This window comes from Halorubrum xinjiangense, assembly GCF_900102375.1.
Lineage (GTDB): Archaea > Halobacteriota > Halobacteria > Halobacteriales > Haloferacaceae > Halorubrum > Halorubrum xinjiangense.
Genome location: NZ_FNBO01000004.1, coordinates 240647 through 262756 on the forward strand (window position 1 = coordinate 240647; position 22110 = coordinate 262756).

Consider the following 22110-nt stretch of genomic DNA (forward strand, 5'->3'; position numbering starts at 1 on the left):
CGCGATGACGCCCGCACTCACCCGCCGGGGACGCGTCGCCGGCGTCGTCGGCCTCGTCGCGGCCGCCAGCGCGCTCGCCGCCGGCGGGCGCGCGCTCGACGCGATCGTGATCCCCGTTGCCATCGCGCTCGCAGCCGGCTACGTCCAGGTGTCGCGCGTCGATGCCCCCGCGGTCCGGCACGTGACGCCCGCCGACGGGTTCGTCGGGGAGACGCGCGAGGTCGGACTGGAGTTCGGCCCCGACGCGGTCCGGGACGGGAGCGCGGCTGGCCCCTCATTCCTCGCCGACATCCGGGTCCGCGTCGACGAGGGGCTCGACGGCCCGACGGCGCCAATCCGGGCGTCGGTCGGCACGGAGCCGGTGTCGTATCACGTTACGTACCGCGAGCGCGGCGAGCGGACGCTCGGTCCGGTCGAGCTCACCGTCACGGACGTGTTCGGGCTGTTCGAGCGCGAACTGGTCGCCGACGAGACCGCCGCCGTGACGGTGTACCCGCCTCGCGACCCGATCCCGGCGCGGTTCCGACGCGGCCTGTACGCGGTCGACGCGGTCGACGTGAGCCGGCGACGAGAGGAGTTCGACCGCCTCCGGGAGTACACCCGCGGGGACGCGGTCCGCGACGTCCACTGGGCGACGACCGCCAAGCGCGACGAGATCGTCGTCAAGGAGTTCGCGGCCGAGACCGCGCGGAACCGCGTGACTATCGCGGGCGGCACCGAGGTTCGCGGCGGCGAGGAGCTCTCGGGGTTCGGGGACGCCGACCGCCCCGTAAGTGCGATCGCCGCGGACGAGCTCGCGCGGGCGACGGCGAGTCTCGCGCTGGCGCTGCTCGACGACGGCGTCCCGGTCGACGTCCGCCTCCCCGCCGGGCGCGTCTCGGCGGCCCCTGGCGGGCGCGGGCGGCGCGAGGTGCTGGAGCTCGCGGCGCGGACCGGCCCGGGAACGGTGACTGACGAGGCGGCCGACGTGACGGTCGTCGCCGAGGCCGACGGCGCGCGGTTCCGCACGGGCGACCGGTCCGTCTCGTTCGCCGACCTGCGCCGCGCGGCGGACGGTGAACACGAGGGGCGCGACGGCGCCGAGCCGAGTCGGGGCGACGAAGCGACGGGCGGACGGGAGGTGGCGTCGCCGTGAGCCGCGACTCGTCCGCCCGGGAGCGCCGTTCCCAGAGCGGATCGCCCGCGGGCGACCGCCGAATCGCGGATCCGCCGGTCGTCGGCGTCGCGGTCGTCGCCGCGACGTACCTCGCCGTGTTCTTCCAGCTGACCAACGTCGTCGGCGGGACGGCGCGGACCGCGGCGGTCGTCGCGGTCGCGGGGCTCGGCGGGCTCGCGCTGGCGCAGGCCGTCGGCGAGCGGACGGCGCTCCTGCTGGCCGGGGCGGCCTTCGTCGCGGGGCTGTCGGGGTACCTCGTCGCGGTCCCCGAGAGCCAGCGCGCGCTGTTCACGGTCCGGAGCGTCGCCTTAGACATCCTCGCGCTGTCGACCGGGCTCTCCGTGCTGCGGCTGGCGCTCGCGGACGTCTGGGTGCTCGCGGTGGTGCCGGTGCCGACGTTCCTCGTCGGCTACTTCGCGGGGCGCGGGCGCCACGTCGCGGCCGCGACGGTCGCGGGCGGGACGCTCGGCTTCCTCGTGCTCACCGGCGACGCGGACACCGGCGCGGCGGTCGCGGGCGTCGTCGGCATCGCGCTCGCTGTCGGCCTCTCGACGCTGTCGACGCCGGGCCGGCGCCGCGGCCACGCCGGCACGTTCGCCGTGGTGGTCGCGGCGATGGTCGTCGCGAGCGCGACGGTAACCGTGATCCCGGCGGGCGCGGCGGCGCCGCTGGGGATCGATCGCGGAACGACATCGCTGGAGTCGAGCCTGAGCGGCGACGACGAGCTGGAGGTGATCGGCTCCACGCGGCTCTCCCCGGAGGTCCGGTACACGGTTGAGAGCCCGATCGAGCGGAACTGGCACACCGGGGCGTACGACACCTACACCGGGGACGGCTGGGTCAGGACCGGAGAGCGGTCCGCGCTCGGTGACTCGCTTTCCGGCCCGCCCGGTCCGAGCGAGTCCGTCTCCGTCTCGATCACCGCGGAGACCGAGTCGACCGCGCTGCCCGCGCCGTGGAAGCCGACCGCCGCCGCCGCGTCGGGCGGGGGGACGGTCGAGCTGGACGAGCGCGGCAGCCTCCGGCTCGCGGAGCCGCTCGAACCGGGCGAGGAGGCGACCGTTGAGAGCCGCGTCCTCGACGCCGACCCCGCCGCGCTCCGGAACGCCAGTACCGACTACCCGACGGCGATCGAGGAGCGGTACACCCAGCTCCCGGAGAGCACGCCCGACCGAGTCGGGGACCGGACCGAGGAGATCGTCGCGGCGGCGGACGCGGAGTCGCCGTACGAACAGGCGGCCGCGGTGGAGGCGTACCTGCGCTCGGAGTACGACTACTCGCTGACCGTCGAGCGGCCCGAGGGCGATATCGCCGACGCGTTCCTCTTCGAGATGGACGCCGGCTACTGCGTGTACTTCGCGACGACGATGGCGGCGATGCTCCGGTCGCAGGGGATCCCCACGCGGATGGAGACCGGCTACACCTCGGGCCAGCGGGTTGGCGAGGACGAGTACGTCGTACGAGGACAGAACGCCCACGCGTGGGTGTCGATCTACGTGCCGGACCAGGGCTGGGTGGCGTTCGACCCGACGCCGTCGGACCCCCGCGACGAGGCGCGGCAGACCAGGCTCGCGGAGGCGCGCGCCGACGGGGCGGAGAACGTCGACACCGAGGCGTCCACGCCCAACCAGACGCTGGAGGCGGGGCCCAGTACGGGCAACCCGGACTCGCTCGGCGACGAGTCGGAACCGAGCGAGGACGGAAACGACTCGACCGACCCGGAAACGGCGGAGGAAAACGCAACGAACGGGACGGAGAACGTCTCGGAGGCGGCTATCTCTCGGCTCGAAGGCGCGGAGGCGAACGACGTCGAGGCGCCCGGCACGTCCAGCGACTCGGGAGGCGGCGGGCTCGTGCCGACGCCGGGCGCGGAGACGGTGGTGTACTGGCTGCTCGTCGCGGCGCTCGGCGTCGCGGGCGCTCGGCGAACCGGCCTCGCGAGTCGAGCGAGCGGACGAGTCGCCCCGGTGTTGCCGCGGCGGCGAGGGGATCCGGCGGCGACCGCCGAGCGGGCGTTCGCGGACCTCGAACGGCTGCTCGCGGGGCGGTACCGCGAGCGGCGGCCCGGGGAGACGCCGCGGAGCTACGTCGACGCGGTCCGGACGCTCGGCGCCGACGAGCGCATCGAGACCGTCGCGGCCGCGTACGAGCGCGCCGCCTACGCCGGGTCCGTGACGCGCGAGGAGGCCGACGCGGCCCGCCGGGCCGTCCGCCGGCTCGCGCTCGAACGGTTGCCGCTCGTCGGACGGTTCGTCCGCTGACGGGGGGCTTCCCGACACTATTTAATACGGGCGTCTTGTAGATTCGGGCTGTAATGTCGGAAGTCTGCTCGACGTGCGGACTGCCCCAGGAACTCTGCGTCTGCGAGGACGTCGCGAAGGAGTCCCAGCAGATCAGCATCCGCATCGACGAGCGCAGGTACGGTAAGGAGGTAACGGTCATCGAAGGATTCGACCCCAAGGACGTGGATCTGAGCTCCCTCTCGTCGGATCTCAAGTCGAAGTTCGCCTGCGGGGGCACCGTCGAGGACGGCGCCATCGAACTCCAGGGGAACCACTCGGGTCGCGTGGAGGACTTCCTCCGCGACAAGGGTTTCAACGTCGCGTGACCGTCACCTGACCGTCCGCCGTCGAGCGCCGCTTCGTACGCGCGGTTCTTTTTAAACTGGACCCTCTCGGCGAGCGGCCGCTACGTCCGTCTCGCGCCGCCCCCTTTCGGGGTCGCGCTCACGCGATCACGACGGCCCGGCCGACGACGAACGCCGCCGCCGCGAGGAAGGTGCCGTATTTAAACCGGCGCTGCGCCGCGGCGGGGTCGGCGAAGCTCTCGTAGGTCGCGTACAGCATGACCGCGTCGGCGACCCCGACGACCGCGAGGTACGCCGCGCCGAGCGTTCCCGTGAGGTACGGCAGCGGGCTGACAGCGACCGCGACGACGAGCGCGGCCGCGCCAATCTGCAGCGCCGTACGCTCGCCGACCGCGATGGGCAGCGTGGTGAGCCCCTCCTCGCGGTCGCCGGCCACGTCCTCGACGTCTTTGATCACCTCGCGCGTGAATGTCGAGAGCCCCGCGAGCGCGGCGAGGACGAGGACGGCGTGGGGGTTCCCCACGGCGGCCCCGCCGAACAGGAACGTCGAGCCGACGAGGTAGGCGACTAAGGCGTTGCCGAGCCCCGGCGTCCCCTTGAAAAGGCTCGTGTAGGTGACCAAGGCGACGAGGTTCACCGCGGCGATGGCGATCGCGAGCGGCGGGAGGGTGACCGCGGCCGCAACGGCGACCGCGAACCAGCCGACCGCGGTCGCGAGCGCGGCCCGCGGCGAGACGGCGCCTCGCGGGATCGGCCGGTCCGGGCGGTTGACCGCGTCGACCTCGCGGTCGAAGTAGTCGTTTATCGCGTTGCCCGCGGCGACCGCGAAGACGGTCGTCGCGGCCGCGAGCGCGGTCGAGAAGGCGGCGCCGCCCGCGCCCGCGACGAACGCGCCGGTGGCTGTGAGCACCCCGGCCGCGACGCAGTTGCCGAGGCGCGCGAGTTCGACGATGCCACGGAGCGTGTCTCGCACGTCGTCCGCGTACTCCCGCCCGCGAGGAATAAACGGTGCGGGATCGGTCCGGCGGCGCGCACAGATTCCCTGTCCCGAAGGTGTTCGCCCGGTCCGCGCGGGGGCCCGATCAGTTTGCCACGAATGTTTATCACCCCCGAAATGAAATACTCGCGTATGGCTAAAGGCCTAGACGTTGGCACGATGAACATCCTCTCCGGGCGACAAGAGGGCGCGGAGACGGTGTTCGTACAGCAGCGAAACTCGTTCGTCGAGATCGAGTACAGCGACATGGCCGAGCAGATGCTCTCGCGCAGCGAAGTCCTCCACATCCGGAAGGACGACAAGGTGTACGTCGTCGGCGACGACGCCCTGAACTTCGCGAACATCTTCAACAAGGAGACCCGCCGGCCGATGCAACACGGAATCCTCTCCAGCGAGGAGGCGTCGGCCATCCCGATGATCAAGCTGATCACCGAGCAGGTGGTCGGCGAGCCCTCGAAGCCGAACGAGCGGCTGTTCTACTCCAGCCCCGCGGACCCGATCGACTCGCCGCTCACGACGCTGTACCACGAGAAGACGCTCGAATCGATGCTCGGCGACATGGGGTACGACCCCGAGCCGATCAACGAGGGGATGGCGGTCATCTACTCCGAGCTGGCCGACAACAACTTCACCGGGCTCGGGATCTCCTTCGGCGCGGGGATGACCAACGTCTGTCTCGCCTACTACGCGGTCCCGGTCATGAAGTTCTCCATCGCCCGCGGGGGCGACTGGGTCGACGAGCAGACCGCGCAGGCGACGGGGACCCCGGTCGACAAGGTGACGAGCATCAAGGAGGACGACTTCGAGCTCGACTTCCGCACCGACGTGGGCGGCGTCGAGGGCGCGCTCGCCATCTACTACGAGAACCTCCTCGACTACGTCATCGAGAACATCACCCGCGAGGTCGACGAGGAGGACGTCGAGGAGGGGCTCGACGTCCCCGTCGTCGTCACCGGCGGCACCTCCAGCCCGAACGGCTTCGAGGACCTGTTCGCCGACCACCTCGCGGACGCGAACATCCCGTTCTCGATCAGCGGCGTGCGCTCGGCCGACGAGCCGATGTACAGCGTCGCCAGCGGCGCGCTCGTCGCCGCGCGCTCCGAGGAGGGCGACGACGAGTCCGGTGGCGCCGACGAGCCCGCGGCCGAGGAGGCCGCCCCCGAGTCCGAAGACTGAGGCGACGACGCGGCCGCGTCCGACCACCCGCTTTTTCGGAACCGACCCGGACCGTCGCGCCGGATCCCGAGAATCCGCCGAAGAATAAAACCGACACCGTCCGTAGCGACTGTCATGTCAGACGCCGCCGGCGCCGACGGGGACCGCCGCCTGCGGGTCGACCTCGACGTCGACCCGGCCGAGGGCCGCGGCTGTCCGATCGTCTCCGAAGCCGACGAGGCAGCCGAGGTCGCGGTCAACGCGGTCGGCGACGAATGCGTCGTCGACGTGACGACGCCGGGCGGCGAGGTGCGCCGCGGGACCGGCGAGGTCGACGCGGACTGCCTCTGTCACGCGTTCGCACGGCTCGGCTGCGCGCCCCACTTCCGGCGCGTCGAGGACGGGACGATACTCGTCACCGCGTACGTCGACGACCGCGGCGCAGTCCGCGAATTGGTCGAGGAGCTCCGCGGGGTCGCTGACCGCGTGCGGCTGGTCCGCCTCGCCGTCGTCGAGGGGCCAGACGCGACCGAGCAGGTCACCTTCGACCTCTCCGCGCTGACGCCGAAGCAGCGCCGCGGGCTCGAACTCGCGGTCGTCCGCGGCTACTTCGACGACGACCGCGACGTGCGCCTGAGCGAGCTGGCGGACGAGCTCGAGATTAGCAAGTCCGCCCTCTCCCAGCGGCTCCGCACCGCGCAGGCGAAGCTGGTGACGGACGTCTTCGACGGCGCAGAGCCGTGAGTCCCTCTTGAAACAATACACCGGTAAAGCGGGACGCCGAGGGGCCGCGGGCGTCTCCGTCCGCCCATGAGCGACGACGACCCGCCGGCCGTCGAGCCGGTCCGAGACGACGTCACCGTCGAGCTCGTGCGCGACGCCGTCGGCGTCGCCCGCGGCGAGGTACCAGCGGAGCGCTTCTCGGCGAAGTACGGCACGGGAGGGGAGTCCGGGGCCGCCAGCGACGGCGGGGAGTAGGTGACCGCGACGAGCGCGGCCCCAAACGGATCAGTCGTCGGCGGGAGCCGAGCGGTCGGCGGCGTCGATCCGCGCGAGCGCCTCCTCGCCGCCGCGCTCCGATTCCGTGAGGTAGCACTTCGGATCGGGCGCGAACGGGTCGCCGTGCGCCGAGAGCGCGCGGAGCCGCGAGCCGCCCCGGCAGATCGACTGGTACGCGCAGTCGGCGCAGCGCCCGGAGAGGCGCTCCTCCCGCTCGCGGAGTCCGGCGAGGAGCGGGTTCGACTCGTCGGACCAGATGGCGCCGAACGAGCGGTCGCGGACGTTGCCGGGAGAGTACCCCTGCCAGAACTGCGTGAGGTGGACGTTGCCGACGGGGTCGACGTCGGCGACGCGCTCGCCGGTCGGGTCGCCGCCGTTGCGTTCGAGGTACCGGTAGATCAGGTGGGCGCGGTCGGTCCCCATCTCGCGGTCGGCGTACTCGACGAGGTGGCCCGCGTCGGCGTAGTTCCCGACGAGCAGCGTCTCTATCTCCTCGCCGGCCTCGTGGTACTCGCGGGTGAGATCACAGAGGTCGGTGACCGCCCGCCGGGTCGCCTCGGGCGAGAGGTCCACGTTCGAGATGTCGGCGCCCCGGCCGCCGTAGTCGAGGTGGTAAAAACAGAAGCGGTCGACGCCGACGTCGACGAGCAGGTCGACGACGCCCGCGAGGTCGTCGACGTTGTGCTCCGTGATCGTGTACCGCAGCCCCGTCTTGAGCCCCACGTCGAGGCAGGCCTCGATGCCGCGGACCGCGGCGTCGAACGCGCCCTCCTCGCCCCGGATCCGGTCGTTGCGCTCGGGGAGCCCGTCGACGGAGACGCCGGCGTACTTGAGCCCGGCCGCCTTCAGTTCCCGGGCGCGCTCCCGGGTGAGCAGCGTGCCGTTCGTCGAGAGGACCGGCCGGACCCCGCTGTCGTCGGCGTACGCGATGAGCTCGGCGAGGTCCTCGCGAACGAGGGGCTCGCCGCCGGAAAACAGTATGACCGGAACGCCGAAATCGGCGAGGTCGTCGATGAGCGCCTTCCCCTCGGCGGTGGATAGCTCGTTGGGCGCACCCTCGGTGTCCGCGCCCGCGTAGCAGTGTTCGCAGTAGAGGTTACACCGCTTCGTGGTGTTCCAGACGACAACCGGCCGTTGCTGCTTCTCCTCCGTGATCTGTGGCTCCTTCGAGCCGTCGGCCGCGTCGTAGCGGAGCCCGTCGCTCTCGGCGTCGAGCCCGCACAGCAGCTTGCTGACGGAGATCATCGCGACCCCTCCGCGGGCGGCTCCGCGGCGTCTTCACCGTCGTCGACCGGCGCGCTGCCGCACGCGACCGTCGGCGTCCCCTCGGTCTCCTCGTAGACGCGCGGCTCGTCGGCGTCGTCGGACGCTGCTGAATCGCCCGGCCCTTCGGGCTCGTCGCCCGCGAGCGACTCGGCGGAGTACCGGGACACCTCCGCGGCCGGACACACCCACACGTCGCGGGCGTACCACGCGAAGAGCTTGCTCGCCTCCTCGTGGGCGACCTCCGGCGTCGGCGCGGCGACAGTGCCGACGTGGCGGAGCGGGTCCGACTCCTCCTCGCGGACGAACACCTCAAACCGGCGACCGTCGGCCGACCGGGGCCCGTTCGCGTCCTCGGTTCGGTCCGTCTTCTCGACCATACCACCGATACGGACGGCCTCCCGAACGGGGTTTCGCGCGTTCTCACGGCCGCGAAATTCGCCCGAACCTGTTCGGGTGACGGCGGCCGTGCGGCACGGTCTCCGGGAGAGACAGGCGGCGAGCGGCGGACTTATCGCTACCGAAGCGGGAGAGATGCGAGGACCGCAGGCGGCGCGATCCCGCGTGAGAACGGCCTGTCACCGCAGGAGAGAGCCGCTTAGATGACGCGGTTCTAGGTTCTGTTGTAATACTCACGTTTAACACAAATCCCTCCATAGACTATCGTATAATGACAGACAGAAGCGAAATAGTCGGCGTCCGACTCACACCAGCAGAGCGTGAAAAATTTGAGGACTTCTTGCGTGAAGAAGACGAGTTCGACAGTATAAGCCGATTCTTTCGTGTCGCCGCACATCGGCATATGGCAACTGCTAACGAAGATGTATCCATCGATCCTGAAGAGATCATTGACGCCGTGGATTCAGCAGTAACACCCATCTCAGAACGACTCGAAAGGGTTGAAGATCATGTCCTATCGATCGATTCGAGCGTCACGAACGATGATAAAATCGACCTTCTGGCACAGGATCTTTACTCATCACTGCCAACACACTCGAAAGCTGACGGACTGCCGGATTTCGATAAGATCAAAGAATTCGATGCACCGAGCGACTTAGCGCTCGCTCAGGGTATCTCGACGCCCGAGATTTGGGCAGAATATTACGACGAGGAACTCGCGGATGTACGCCGCGCCTGCGCTCGAATGTTAGAGTACTACCCGGAGGTGAATTACATCCAAGACAGGGCAGGAGAGTCAAAGACGCATGTTCCTGTCCATAACGACGTTGGCCAGACCAATACATCAAGGCAAGTCGATTCGATTGCCGGTCAAAACAGTTCGTCAAGCCGGCCGCAGAAGACACAAGAGCAGGGTCACAGTACCGTTCGTCGTTACTACAAGGAATCTGGTGACTGACTGTGCCACCACGATACAAGCCGATTGAAGACTGCCGATCTGAAATTAAGCAGTACAGCGGACAGTTAGACACTGGGACTGATGACGACAACCCAGATCTACGTAGCACAGGAAGTACTAATAGATACAAACAGGATCTCCGATGGTACGATCACTGGTTGGACGATGCGGAAGTAGATTCACCAGCGGACATGACGCCTGCTCAAGCTAACGAGGTTGGACAGGTATTGTCGAAGGAGTTCAACGGGACGACCGATTTGTATCGATGGGATCGAATAAATGCGTTCCACGACTGGCTAGTCAGAATGGGCCTTGCCGAGTCAAACCCGTTTGAGCGGTGGAACGAGGACAAAGACGAAACATTTGGATTTACGAAGCGGTCCGAACAGTCGAGTCGGTTGAAAGACGGAGAACAGTACGCTGTCTCGCAAGAAGAGATACGAGTAATGGAAGAGAACGTAGGACGGAATCGCGTTCGGGATCAACTGGTCATTAGGCTACTGTGGCAGACAGGCCTACGAAGAGGGGAGGTATCAGGGCTGACGCTTGATGACGTTGATCGGGATAAACGGGAGATAACGATTCGAGAGTCGGTTGCAAAGAACGGCAAGGAGAGAGTAGTAGCATATCAACAATCACTAGACGGCCTGCTGAGAGAATGGTTAGACCGTGGGTACCGAGCTGAAAAGGCAGCGACTGCCGAACACACTCGACTGTTCGTTGGTGAGCGGGGAGCGCCACTGTCGGGAGACCGTATCAACGAGATTGCCATCGAGGCTGCCGATGAAGCAGGAATTAACCGGAAAATCTATGCAGACGCTAATGCTCCCGTTGATGAAGACGGAAATCCGATTCCGAACAGATGGCTAATCAGCGCACACAACATTAGACATGGATTTGGGACCTTCATGGTAAACGAAACCGATGCGGGACTTTGGGAGGTGTCCAAAGCAATGGGTCACTCTTCGGTGAAAATAACTGAGCGAATATATGTCGAAGATGATCCCCGAGCGGGGCTAGATCATCTTCATAAGTATGGGCCAAAGTGAGTTATCCCACACTACCATACTCAGCGATATCTACCGTCTCCTAAATCCGAATTCACTCGAGCAGTTCCGTTGAAATCCTCGGAAGCGGATGAGAATGGTCGGTTCTGTTGGAATCCTTAGAGCGTGGTGTGTTCGTATTCTGGGGGTACTCTGCTCCGGTTACGGCCAGCACAAACAAAACAAGAGCCAATTCTCGTGGTGGTTCCACTTTCAGTTCCACTGTGCGTGTATGGCTCACGCCTTTGAATATCACGAGGCAGGTGTAGAGCATGAGCGCGTCTCGACGACAGCCACGCGTTGAACTACCAGAGCTTGATTCGGGCCTCACATTGATAGACGTAGATGTTGACCCCGGTGTGACGCCGGTACAGTCACTGCTGCTTGACCGTGTGTTCGCTGGGACGGGAGATGCGTATTGGGTTGACGCGGCAGGTACCGCACAGACAACACGGCTACGTGAACTGGCCCCTGATCAGCGGTACCTCGATAGGATACACGTCGCTCGGGGATTCACGGCGTATCAACAGACGTCGTTGCTCGACCGGCTCGCTGGCGAGCAGGTAACGAGTCCCAGTGTCGTGGTTGTGACCGGAATCGATCGATTGTACCGTGACAGCGATTCCTCGACGAAGCACGCCAAGCAGTTACTCGTTCGGTCGATCGCAGCGCTCGCCCGTGCTGCCCGCGTCCATGATGTCCCCGTCATCGTGACACGATCACGCGAAGATGACTTCAGGAAACTGGTCGTGAATGCGGCGAAGACGCATCTGTACTGCCAGAAGACGCAGTTTGGACCGCGGTTCACCGATGCGGCAGGCGACGTCGACGCACTCGTGTACAACCTCGGAGACGGGTGGGTACAGACGACGCTCGCCTATTGGCAGGAAGTGCTTGCCCACCGAGCCCAGAGGTACGACTCACCAGTCGTGAGTGAGGAAGCAGTCTCGCGGGTCATCTGATGGGACGAACCAATCCGACGTACCGTGATACGCTGCGAGCGATTGAGGAGCGTTGGGGGCCGTATCGACGGACGCTGCGCCGCCGCGATCAACCCCGGTTCGACCAGTTGTTCGTGTACGCACGCAACCACGCTGACGCGGCAGGGATGTTGAACCACGAGGACCGATTCGCGCCCTTGTTGGTGAGCATCGCAATCGAACAGGAACGCCGAATCGATGAGCTCGAAGAGCGCATCACCGAACTCGAAGGACCCACCAGTCCCGATGGTGCTGACAGTTGATTTCCGCTCTTCCGGAGATGTTGTCCGTTGGGCGCTCACAGACGACGGCGTCGCTCGGACAGTCCATGAGGAGTACACGCCGACGTTGTTCGTCGGTGATGCCGTCCGTGACCTGTACGGGCGGCGTGGTGGCTCGACCCCGACACCACCAGACCGTGATGGGCTGTCCGACTCATTACTTGACCTTCGAGCATTCCTGTCCGGGCAGGACGCGGTCACCGACATACGGTGTGAATCCCATCGGCAAACATTCCGGACTGATCCGCGACCGCTGCTCCGGATCGATGCCGCGGATATTGACGCCGTGCGACGCATCACGCAGCGCGTTCAGCAGTTCAACCACCCGGCCGAGTACACGTGTTACAACGTCGATCACACCCGACAGTTCCGGTACTGCCTCGAAACAGATACCTCAGCCAACCCAGACCAGTCTGTCCGGTCGCTCCGATCGCTCACCCTCTCAATCCCAGCCCACAAATCCGGACACGCTGCCCTGACACACCTCACAATCGACGGTGACGCCGCCGGGCCCACGCCCGAAGCCGCCGTCAACGCCGTTGACCGCAGCGTTCGTGAACGAGATCCTGACGTCATCGTCGTGTCTACGGCGGATCTCATCCCACTCCTGTTTGAGGCCGCCGACACGCACGACGTGCCACATTTCGAACTCGGCCGCGCGTCCGGGTACACGAAACTCGCAGGAGAATCCACATACACGAGTTACGGGCAGGTGGGACATTCCCCAGCTCGGTACACGGTTCCTGGCCGAGTCGTGATCGATGAGTCGAGTACGTTCTTCTACCACGAAGCGGGACTGGCTGGGTGCCTCGACCTTGTTGGTCGGGCTGGGCTGCCACTTGAAGAGCTTGGCTGGGCGTCGATTGGGCGTGTCCTCATTGCGCTGCAGATCCGCGCTGCCCGCGATCGTGATGTCCTCGTTCCGTGGCAAGCGTGGCGGCCGGAACTGTTTAAACCGGCCGCAACACTCGATGCCGCCGACCGCGGCGGGACAACATTCGCACCAGCAGTCGGTGTCCACGAGGACGTCCACGAACTCGATTTTGCGTCGCTGTATCCGAACATTATTCGAACCCGCAACATCTCTCCGGAAACCGTTCGGTGCGGGTGTTGCGATAGTGACGACGTCCCCGGCCTCGGATACTCGATCTGTGAGGCCGACGGGTATCTCCCGACAGTGCTCGGCCCGCTGATCGACGCGCGCAGCCGCATCAAAGACCAGATAGCGGAAACGACCGACGACCCTGAACGTGACCGGCTCGAATCAGCGTCGTCAGCGATTAAATGGATTCTCGTCTCCTGTTTCGGGTACCAAGGCTTCTCGAACGCGAAGTTCGGCCGGATCGAATGCCACGAAGCAATCAACGCGTTCGCCCGCGAAATCCTCCTCGATGCGAAAACGGCGCTCGAAGACGCCGGGTGGCGCGTCCTCCACGGCATTGTGGATTCTATCTGGGTCACCCCTGTCTCGGATCGTGACCAACGCCCGCTTGCTACAGTCGCCGCAGAGATCTCTGACGAGGTGGGCATCACCCTCGAGCATGAGTCCGAATTCGACTGGGTCGCCTTTTGTCCGATGCGGAACGGTGAGAGTGGCGCATTAACTCGATATTTTGGAAAGCGACGGCACAAAGACCGCCCGTCAACTGGCGAGGTTGGTGACGCGATCAAAATGCGCGGTATCGAAGCCCGGCAGCGAAGCACACCACCGTGGGTCACCACCGTCCAAGAAGACGCGCTCCGCGTGTTCGATGCGACGCGCTCACCAGAAGCCGTGTGCGATGTCCTCCGTCGGCACCTCACCACGTTACGTCACGGTGACGTAGCCACGGACGACCTCTTCGTGGCGAACCGAGTCTCGAAACACGCCGAGGCATACACTCAGGAGACGCTCACCGTCGCGGCGCTCCGCCGCGCGCAACATCACTGTACCAGTCTCGCACCAGGGCAAACCGTCCGCTACGTCGTCGTCAATGACGACGGACGCGGCATCGACCGCGTTCGACTCCCATTCGAAGACACCCAGTCATACGATGTCGGCTGGTACGAGGCAGCCGCTCTCCGCGCCGGTGAAAGTATTGTCTCCTGCGTTGGCTGGGAAAAAGAGAATATTACGAACTACCTCGCAGACTCCACTGACACGACACTTGATAGTTATCTTGGAGACGATTAGCTAGTGTCTGCCTTCGAATGAACCATTTCACTCTGTAAGCTCTGTTCTCTCGGGAACGGGGATGACATACACGTAATAATCGAGATAATGGCTATTCAAAACGGAGCCGAAGAGTCAGAAGCACTCAACACTGCGGTCGGGGCACTCAATCACGAACCTAATTCTCTGAACCGCTGAGACAGATACGAAGTGGCTGTCTCTTTGTCGATAATTCCCTCAACAGTCATATTGAGAACACACTCAATCAGTATCTCGTTTCGTACCGCTCGGTCTTGACCCACTTCGTGTACATTACTCGACTGCCGGGAAGAAACACGACCTTCAGTGCCTTGATCGACAAGGTCAGACATAGGGAATCTCTCATTAACTCCTACTTCAGAGAGTTGGACAATTTCATCTTCTCCGATGGGGAGACAATGAGGGTTGGAATGGGTTCGAAAGAGTTTCTCGGAGCACATTGGAAGCCAGCGCTCACACGAAAGACAATATCTTCGGTATTTGTTTCCGGCACGAGGCTGCTGTTCGATCAAACTACTACGGATGGGTGTGATGTGTAGAAGCTATCAAAATGGGATTTGACTTGAGCAGTTGCTGATGGCTGGGATCGACTGAGTAAACAATCACTTCTACCAACTACATATGTTGACAAGTATATGTTATCTTCCAAGCCAATCACTCTTGGCGAATGAATGAGTGTCGCCCCCAGCGGAAATCACTGAAAACACACGTGAGGTAAATCCTACAAATCAACCACTATACCACCATGTATCTTCGGGCGATTTTGGGTGGTATAGAGCAAGGCCAAATACAAATAAAGGCTTTAAAATTGTCCTCCTTGCTTCTAAAGCTCTTAGAAACAAGGCGATCAAATTTGACTATTCTTTCTGCCGAGGCCGGATTGCGAGTTTCTAATTACTTTCCGAAACAGCATCCCGGAAATACAGCTATGGAAAGGCCGCCATTTCTTGGTTCATTACCATTCAAGAGCGTATAGACATAGACAGTAATTCTCCTTACGAGAAGGTCGGAAATTCATAATTAGTTTCTTCATCGAAACAGCAAAATATCAGTCACAGCGAAAGAGTGAGATCTAATTAGTAGTCGCTATGGATAACACAAAATCAATGGACTACAAGCGGGTTACAAAATGTTGTTATATAATGCGAACCTGACGACTATCTCACACAAATTATTATTCATACTTTAATTGATATCACACGTCCAAATAGGCTAATTAGAATTAGAGGTGAGATTGTAAAAGTCACATCCAAGGGATTCCTAGAAATTAATTAGTTTGAACAATGTGTTTGGAGAATTCGATGGACTGTATTGGTAATTAGAAATCGAAATGAAACTATGAAAAAACAGCCGGCTTTCTTGGCAACATAATATGTTTTCTAAATGGTATTTGAGAGTCTGAAGGGTATTTCAGAATCAATTTTTCTTCGTTCAGAAATGATACCGCTTTGGTAATAGTGGATCTAGTTGCTCGTATTTACACCAGATTTCGGTGATGAGTAACTAGCACTGTCGATTATATTTAGTAATATAGTCGTGCTGACAGGCTGGTCCTCAGACTCACAATACAGTATGGTCGTGCTGGCAGTCTACTTCGCATACTATCTAAGCAATATAGTCGTGCTCACAGTCTGCTCATCAGACTCTCAAAGCGATATGGTCGTACCGACAGTCTGTCCCCAGACCATCCGTTGTAGTTTAGCGGCGCGTTGAGGCGGTGTTTGTGCGGATAGTTGAGCAAGACGGTGTTGAGTCGAATCGCTGATGAAGTGTGATCGGAGAACTGAACGGATGTTCTTCTGTCTCGGATGATGAGATCTGTGTCACTCTCTGAAGGCGGCGCACTCACTCCGGTGAGTGCGTCGCCGATCCAAAGCTGTCGCTACTACCTACCTCTGAGCTGACCGGCTTGTCAGGCGAGTTTCTACCAGAACTCGCCTGACTCAACCTGCTCACGTAATCTTGGTCGATGTGGATTTGGATCCCGTGACGACCACAATAGCAATTCGTCGAGATCTGGCAGTTCATACCCCAGATCTAGCATCAGGTACAGTTAGACCAAAAAATTACAGCACCCTACCCTCACCTTCGCGTAGATCCCTTCCAGGTGATACACTCGAAACACACCTTAGTAGCTACTTATTCAGAGGTTAGTTGTCCATGACAAAATACAGCGGCTCAAATGAGACGCCATCAGCACCAACAACCAACTCATCACTAGGTGACATCTCCTGTGGGTTTCTAGCGAGCAACCAATTCTGCGTAGTGAGCCGCCGCTCAAACGAGACGACGTGTGATCGGTGGCAGGGAGCCTCGTTTTCACCGTACTTGCGACCACAGACAGAGCACTTCCGCTCTACAAAATCATTCAGTTGCGGCTGTATATCTTGATAATCTCCGTCCGTTTCGCTTCGAGTATTGTCTGACATGCTGAAGCTAAATATCTGATCAAATTTAAAAGCCTGCCCTGTGGGAAAGTTGTGCTGTTGAATGCTCGTTCGTCTATGTAGCCACAAAGAAGTGGAAAATCCGGCTGATGATGAGAACCGAACGCGTCTAGTCCGCACTAGACCACGGAGAATCGCGCGGAAATAACCGGTAATGAGCGAGTGGTGGTACTTCGATGAGATCGTCGGGAATCTCAGAAGGGGTGCTTAACAAATCAACAACACCAGTCAGATGCTGAACACCAACCGCAGCAACAATAGTGTCGATATCCTCACCGCTAATGAGTGCGTGTAAATGACCCGCCATCACAGCGTCTCGATCAGCTAGCACAGCTGTGAACGCGTCAGGAACCCGTGCTTGTGTTGCCGCTCGCCACTCCCGAATTGTCGACAAGTCCAACTCGAAATACGTCGCCCTCGTCAATTCGTCCCGGGAGTCGATGACTCCAAGGTCAGTGAATATCTCTCTGTCAAGTCGTTCAAAATCGGCAGAATGCTCATATTCTTGTGTATCGATCCCAGCGAGAAGCAGATCATAGAGTCTATCCGTCGCATACGCAGCAGCCTCAAGCTCATCCCGCGGCGGCCAGCGAGCATCCTGTACATCCGGATGATACTGCGAGATCGCGTCACCACACGCCTCGACCGCAACCACATCAGGATCATACCGCGTTATCGACCCAGTCAAACGAGCAATCGTCAGTGGATGGCCGTGTAACCCGCCAAGCACGTGTACCCCACCGACTCTGACAGCTGTGTCACAATTTGTGAATCCGGTCTCCCGAATCTTCCGTGTTTGCTCACTCATCGACGTACCCTCGGTTATCCTGTGAGTGGAATAGATACCGTACAGATATGGCACTACTACAATGCGTTTCTCGCTTTGACTCGTGTCGGCTAGGATAATACTTCACACGGATAATAATCGAGAACCATAATAAAGAATTGGAAAGTTGCGACGCCTCATCCCACGTTCTGGTAGATAGCGACACTTGGCATTAGAAAGAGTACGTCGGTCAACACAATTCTCAGTCACAAGTGTGAGGAAATCACCTATCACCTCAAGCACCTGTGCGACGAGTTCAGGACTCCCGTTTACTCGGTTGCCTCCGGATCCACTCGTCCGTGTCGTTCATCGATTTCATCAAGCATATCGAGCGTTTTGCGGATCGATGTACGGATCGCGTCGCTTCGATTGACGAACTTCACATCGTCACCGACGTGCTCGTCGAGGTCATCGAGCAATTCTTGAGGGATCTCAACGCTGACCTTCGGCATACACTCGTATTCGCAGAGGAATATCTTCAGCGTGTCGCACAGTTGAACGCGGATTAGAGCCCACCGACGCTCGCAAGTAGTCCGAGAAGCACAATCGTGACAAGCAGGACTGCGCCGACGGCGGGTATCGTGTTCTCCATGGCTTTCTTGTAGAACGGCATCGCATCATACTTCGTTCGGAATTCGTCTCGATTCGTCTCGTCGTAGAAGTACTTCGTTTTGAGCGCAAACCGCTCGGTTACGGCACAGCCGGTACAGACTGGTGTTCCTTCCAACCGCTCAGTTTTGCTGTGCGAGTCGCAGCTAATGCTCCCGCAGTTCGCACAGAACGTGTAGGTGGTGTCCGTTCCGGAGGTGGCACAGTGAACGCACTGGTGGATACCGTCTTCACTGGTGACGCGTGAGGGGCCGGCCGCAAAATATTCGTACGGGTACGAGTATTCTTCGAGCTTGGTCGTGTGCCGGACTTGTGGGAGGTACACCGGCTCGATTGATTGGACAGAGATGTCGGATTGATTCGGTTCGCACGTTTTCGTGTACGTGACGTTGTTATCTCCCGTATAGGAGACAGTCGTCGTGTGATGGTCCTTGAGTCGGTCAACGGCCCATTCTTTGTACTCGGTCTGGGTTTGCCCGAAGCGTCGCTCTTCAACTGTATCGAATTGATTCGCAAACCGGTCCGCGTCAAGATCAACAGTCGCGTGGAGGTTCTCTAACACGAGGGTTGAGACATCACCGGACGTGGTCTGAGGGTGCCCGTGTTCGGCGTGGACGACGAACCGAGATCGTTCGTTGACCCGGTGAATCACGCCGACCGACGTCTCGAAGACCGCGTTCGTGTCCGCCGTCACAGCGATGACCGGTTGGAACGTAACTTGCGAGTGCGGTGTGGGAAGATTCGCTGACTCGATGTTGTCGATGTCATTGAACGCTTCCTCGACAGGTACGGTCACCGAGGTCGCCGGGTCGTACGGTCGGAGCGTTTCGTCGCACAGGATTTCAATCCGACCGTTGTAAAGATCGAGTCCAATTTCGTCAGCGATCTCACGCAGGTCTTCACCATCGATGAGTTCGATTGGATACGGATCACCATTCTGCTGAAGTTGCTGGGCATACTCGGTCGCCGGGCCAGTGAACCGTCCGGTCGTGACCACCATTCCGCGTTTCGGCCCGTCGAAATTGAACGTCGCAATCGCCGAGTGTAGTTTCTGTACGACTGGCCGCCCGACCGTTCCCGTGTGCTTACACTCAACGACAACCCCTCGCCGGGTTCCATCAACGACCTCTTCCATCAAGATGTCACGCCCTTCATCAGCCGTCCGTTCAGCTTGCCGCACGTTTTCGTAGCCGACGTTCCGGAAGATGTCCTCTGTAACGTCCTCAAACTCAAATCCGGAGAGATCATCCAAGACGGCCATCAGGTGTCCCCCGATTGTACTCTGTAGACAGTAAAATTTCTGTTGAGCCCCCCGTCAAGAGCGACATTCTGCCCCATATTCAGTCAGTAGACACGCTCCGGTGACTGGTGGTGTACCACGAATAGGTCCACCCGTCACGGCTCAGTCTTCGATACTATCGGCGGCCAACCGTGCGACTGACCGGACGTCGTCGTCGGGGTCAGTTGCGGCAACTTCGCGTACCGTCTCCAATGCACTCGTCGCGTTGACCCGTTTGAGCGCCCAGCAGGCGTTGAACCGCGTATTAGCTAACTCCCTCTCGTCAAGCACAGCGAGTAACTGTTCTGTGGCCGGACTCACCGTGTCAGGATGTTCATCTGCGACACGGGCGAGAATTGATGTTGCGTTGTATCGCACCTGCTCATCCGAGTCCTCCATCAACTCGATGGCGTCCGGGACCCATGGTTCCACCTCTGTTGGATACTCGTCAGCGAGGTCAGCGAGTACCCCAGCTGCATTCGATCGAAGCGTCAGCTCTTCTGCTGAGAGAAACTCTGCGGCGGTCGGTATCACTTCGACCGTAATGTTCGCATGCTCCTTGCTGAGTTGACCAATCGCGGTGAGTATCGACACGTGTGCACGTCCCGGTTCGGTTTCCAAGAACAACTCTAACTTTGGAACAACATCGACCAACGCGTCAGGCTGTGAACGCCCAATCGCAGCCAGAATCCGTGCTGCTGTGTCCGTATCTGTCGACTCATCACGGAGGAGTGCGGCGAGCTGTGGCACGGCATCAGTTACTGCGGTCGAGTCATGCTCTACGAACATGACGAGAAATTGTAGTGCCTCATTCCGCAGTAACGAATGTGTGGAGTTATCTACGAGATCTACTGCCGATTCGACACCTGCTCTCGTGTGTTCCGGATCTGACTCACCAATTTGTGTGAGTACGTTGAGTGCCTCGCCCTGTACCGCAGGAGGACCGTAATTCAGTAGATCTGCCAGTAACGCAACAGCACTCCCACACTCACTAGGTGCTACTGCTGCCATGTTAGCGAGGTCCGCAAGCGCCACGCGTTGTGCTTTCCCACCTGACGACTCAATCTCTGAAATAACCTCCTCTATTCTCGCCGGATCCGGTGTCTCAGGAACTGCAGTGAGATCCTCCTGCGTGTACGTGTTCCCATCTCGATCAACGAGACTGTACTCCGTCAATTCTTGATCCGGTCGCACCGACATCTCAGACAATTTCAACCGGTTCGTGTGTGTGAGCGGCATCACTCGTTCGTCCGGTGGTTTCAGCATATCCCACTCGACCTGTTGATATCCGACCTCAGGACACGCGTTTTTCAGTGGATCTCTCATTGACGATTCTTTCTCACTCGATAACTTGTCACAGAGCGGATTAAATACTGTTCTGAGTTACTCTTCGAACCCAGGCCCGACGGTGAACAAATCCGATGCGCAGGGAAGCCGGTTGTGTTGACACCACTGACAATGTTCACTTGCAGTGTATCGACTGAATGCGAATTCGGTAATCCGGTTCATTAACTCTGTTACATCTTTTTTAGGGTGTCATAGAACTATTCTCAAGGGTTCTTTTCATACTGTTGAGTCCGAATCACCGGTCAGAACCAGCGTGCGATTACTAAGATTAGGCCTTGTTGAAATCCTATTCTTCAGACACATTCTCGCCTGAAACAGCCGGTCGATGAGAATTGCGAAAAGAATAAACTGTTTCTCCTTGGAATATAACTCTCTCAACGTGATCGATCAGGAGTTACGGAGGAATCTCTGTAGGGTGGGACTCATCGTTGTTGCTTTCTTCGGAGCGGTTTTTGTTTCCGTCTACCTCGATTCGTATTTCCTCAGCGCCCTCTTCTCGTTAATCTCCGTCGCTGGTGTGTTCCTGCTCTTGAAGTTTCAGAAAGTGTACTCAGTCATTATGATCGTTGTTGGAGTTCTCTCACTTGCGTTCGCCGTTCTCGGCTATCTGAATCTCGGTCTCGTAAATATGCCCGTTCTGTATGCCCTCCTCGCGGTACTGGGAATCGTTCGTGGCGGTCAGGCGTATCGAGCAACGGAATAACTGTATAGACCGTTCAGAGCGACCGGTCGAGATTATGAACGAGACAAGCGATAGTGAGTTCACGGAACTGTTTCCACCATCGTCGTGAGCGGACGAACGCACCGTACTTTCGCTTGAGCGTTGAGTTCACAGTCTCGGATTGACTCCGCTGGCCGTAGAGATCAGCGTCTAAGCGTGCGTTCCATGCCTTGTGGAGTGATGTGAACTCACGATGCTTAATCAGTGGCCGAACCTCGTGTTGCCGGGCGAGCCGCCTGATCTTCTGGTCGTCGTAGCCCTTGTCACCGAGCAGAATATCAATGTCTTCGGGATTGCGCTTGATCAACGACGGAGCGATCTGGCTATCGTGTTTTCGTGTCGTCGTTACGTGTAAATCGAGAATTGCGTTCACCTCCGTATCGACCAGCAACGTCACCTTGAGCTGCTGAATCGTGAGTTCGGCTCGTTTCGTGTAGTGTTTTGAGGCGTGACTGCGGTCGAATCCTGACGCATCAACTCCAACGACACCGCTCGTCGGAAGTAGCGTCGCTGAGAGAGTCAATATAGCACGCCAGACAGCCATATCAAGCCGGTTGAACGCCTTACAAAGCGTTGATGGCGTAGGAAGTTCAGCTAATCCGAGGGCGTGACGAATGCGTGGCATCTCGATTAGTTCGTCAAGCAGGCCACGATAGGTCGTGTTCTTCCGAACTTTGAGGCACAGCAAAACAACGTGCTGGGGAAGTGTATAGCGATGTTTGGAGAACTTCGAGGAGTATCGAGAAACCACTCGGCGTGCCAAATGGATCGCCTTCTCAGTAAACCGGAGAATCTGCGACTTCGGGAGGGCCTTCATCTCGTCGAATTACACGGCGAACATGTAACTCTCTGAGGATTTCAACAGAGCC

20 protein-coding genes are annotated in these 22110 nt (G+C 60.4%); 12 read left to right on the forward strand and 8 right to left on the reverse strand.

Features of this window, described 5'->3' with window-relative positions:
• Positions 1-4: 4 nt before the first annotated feature.
• The 3 genes from F3H13_RS07105 to yciH are packed head-to-tail and all read left to right on the forward strand — an operon-like array spanning position 5 to position 3764.
• Complete coding sequence (locus F3H13_RS07105; protein WP_149798342.1) at positions 5-1135, forward strand: DUF58 domain-containing protein; 1131 nt, start codon at positions 5-7, stop codon at positions 1133-1135.
• Positions 1132-3417 carry a transglutaminase family protein gene (locus F3H13_RS07110; protein WP_149798343.1) on the forward strand — a complete coding sequence of 762 codons (2286 nt, stop codon included), beginning with the start codon at positions 1132-1134 and terminating at the stop codon, positions 3415-3417. Before F3H13_RS07105 ends, F3H13_RS07110 begins: the two co-directional genes overlap by 4 nt.
• Positions 3418-3470: 53 nt before the next feature.
• Positions 3471-3764 carry a stress response translation initiation inhibitor YciH gene (yciH, locus tag F3H13_RS07115; RefSeq protein ID WP_004596695.1) on the forward strand — a complete coding sequence of 98 codons (294 nt, stop codon included), beginning with the start codon at positions 3471-3473 and terminating at the stop codon, positions 3762-3764.
• A gap of 118 nt (positions 3765-3882) precedes the next feature.
• Here the strand turns inward: yciH and F3H13_RS07120 are convergent, their stop codons facing one another.
• Positions 3883-4716 carry a geranylgeranylglycerol-phosphate geranylgeranyltransferase gene (locus F3H13_RS07120; protein ID WP_149798344.1) on the reverse strand — a complete coding sequence of 278 codons (834 nt, stop codon included), beginning with the start codon at positions 4714-4716 and terminating at the stop codon, positions 3883-3885.
• Positions 4717-4872: 156 nt separating this feature from the next.
• Here F3H13_RS07120 and F3H13_RS07125 point away from each other — a divergent pair, with 156 nt between their 5' ends.
• The 3 genes from F3H13_RS07125 (at position 4873) to F3H13_RS16170 (ending at position 6873) form a co-directional block, all read left to right on the forward strand.
• The gene (locus tag F3H13_RS07125; protein WP_394349063.1) at positions 4873-5916 is read left to right on the forward strand and encodes a disk-shape morphogenesis protein volactin; all 1044 of its coding nucleotides are present in this window, start codon (positions 4873-4875) and stop codon (positions 5914-5916) included.
• Between the two features lie 114 nt (positions 5917-6030).
• Complete coding sequence (locus tag F3H13_RS07130; RefSeq protein ID WP_149798346.1) at positions 6031-6639, forward strand: helix-turn-helix domain-containing protein; 609 nt, start codon at positions 6031-6033, stop codon at positions 6637-6639.
• Positions 6640-6705: 66 nt separating this feature from the next.
• A complete protein-coding gene (locus F3H13_RS16170; protein ID WP_188128016.1) occupies positions 6706-6873 on the forward strand; it encodes a hypothetical protein in 168 nt (55 codons plus the stop codon).
• A gap of 30 nt (positions 6874-6903) precedes the next feature.
• Here the strand turns inward: F3H13_RS16170 and F3H13_RS07135 are convergent, their stop codons facing one another.
• Both F3H13_RS07135 and F3H13_RS07140 read right to left on the reverse strand, forming a co-directional pair.
• Complete coding sequence (locus F3H13_RS07135) at positions 6904-8139, reverse strand: TIGR04347 family pseudo-SAM/SPASM protein (protein WP_149798347.1); 1236 nt, start codon at positions 8137-8139, stop codon at positions 6904-6906.
• Complete coding sequence (locus F3H13_RS07140) at positions 8136-8537, reverse strand: Htur_1727 family rSAM-partnered candidate RiPP (RefSeq protein ID WP_149798348.1); 402 nt, start codon at positions 8535-8537, stop codon at positions 8136-8138. Before F3H13_RS07140 ends, F3H13_RS07135 begins: the two co-directional genes overlap by 4 nt.
• A gap of 290 nt (positions 8538-8827) precedes the next feature.
• Between F3H13_RS07140 and F3H13_RS07145 the strand changes: the two genes are divergently transcribed.
• The 5 genes from F3H13_RS07145 (at position 8828) to F3H13_RS07165 (ending at position 13994) form a co-directional block, all read left to right on the forward strand.
• On the forward strand, positions 8828-9514 hold the full coding sequence (locus F3H13_RS07145) for a hypothetical protein (protein ID WP_149798349.1): 687 nt from the start codon (positions 8828-8830) through the stop codon (positions 9512-9514).
• 227 nt (positions 9515-9741) lie between these two features.
• Positions 9742-10563, forward strand: a complete 822-nt coding sequence (locus F3H13_RS07150) for a tyrosine-type recombinase/integrase (RefSeq protein WP_223174385.1) — start codon at positions 9742-9744, stop codon at positions 10561-10563.
• A gap of 269 nt (positions 10564-10832) precedes the next feature.
• Entirely contained in the window at positions 10833-11522 is a 690-nt protein-coding gene (locus F3H13_RS07155; protein WP_149798351.1) for a P-loop NTPase family protein, read from the forward strand.
• Positions 11522-11803, forward strand: coding sequence for a hypothetical protein (locus F3H13_RS07160; RefSeq protein ID WP_149798352.1), 282 nt, complete (start codon positions 11522-11524; stop codon positions 11801-11803). The genes F3H13_RS07155 and F3H13_RS07160 overlap by 1 nt, the downstream gene beginning before the upstream one ends.
• The gene (locus F3H13_RS07165) at positions 11787-13994 is read left to right on the forward strand and encodes a type B DNA-directed DNA polymerase (RefSeq protein WP_149798353.1); all 2208 of its coding nucleotides are present in this window, start codon (positions 11787-11789) and stop codon (positions 13992-13994) included. Before F3H13_RS07160 ends, F3H13_RS07165 begins: the two co-directional genes overlap by 17 nt.
• Positions 13995-16568: 2574 nt before the next feature.
• Here F3H13_RS07165 and F3H13_RS07175 read toward each other — a convergent pair.
• The 4 genes from F3H13_RS07175 to F3H13_RS07190 form a co-directional block, all read right to left on the reverse strand.
• On the reverse strand, positions 16569-17267 hold the full coding sequence (locus tag F3H13_RS07175; RefSeq protein ID WP_149798354.1) for a TraB/GumN family protein: 699 nt from the start codon (positions 17265-17267) through the stop codon (positions 16569-16571).
• 287 nt (positions 17268-17554) lie between these two features.
• Positions 17555-17737 carry a ribbon-helix-helix domain-containing protein gene (locus F3H13_RS07180; protein WP_149798355.1) on the reverse strand — a complete coding sequence of 61 codons (183 nt, stop codon included), beginning with the start codon at positions 17735-17737 and terminating at the stop codon, positions 17555-17557.
• 53 nt (positions 17738-17790) lie between these two features.
• Positions 17791-19155: a restriction endonuclease gene (locus F3H13_RS07185; RefSeq protein ID WP_149798356.1), complete on the reverse strand. Its 1365-nt coding sequence runs from the start codon at positions 19153-19155 to the stop codon at positions 17791-17793.
• A 141-nt stretch (positions 19156-19296) separates the two neighbouring features.
• Positions 19297-20499 carry a HEAT repeat domain-containing protein gene (locus F3H13_RS07190; protein ID WP_149798357.1) on the reverse strand — a complete coding sequence of 401 codons (1203 nt, stop codon included), beginning with the start codon at positions 20497-20499 and terminating at the stop codon, positions 19297-19299.
• 400 nt (positions 20500-20899) lie between these two features.
• On the opposite strand from F3H13_RS07190, the gene F3H13_RS07195 reads away from it, so the two are divergent.
• Positions 20900-21223 carry a hypothetical protein gene (locus tag F3H13_RS07195; protein WP_223174386.1) on the forward strand — a complete coding sequence of 108 codons (324 nt, stop codon included), beginning with the start codon at positions 20900-20902 and terminating at the stop codon, positions 21221-21223.
• Between the two features lie 13 nt (positions 21224-21236).
• Here F3H13_RS07195 and F3H13_RS07200 read toward each other — a convergent pair whose 3' ends face one another.
• Positions 21237-22058, reverse strand: a complete 822-nt coding sequence (locus F3H13_RS07200) for an IS5 family transposase (RefSeq protein ID WP_149798359.1) — start codon at positions 22056-22058, stop codon at positions 21237-21239.
• Positions 22059-22110 lie beyond the last annotated feature (52 nt).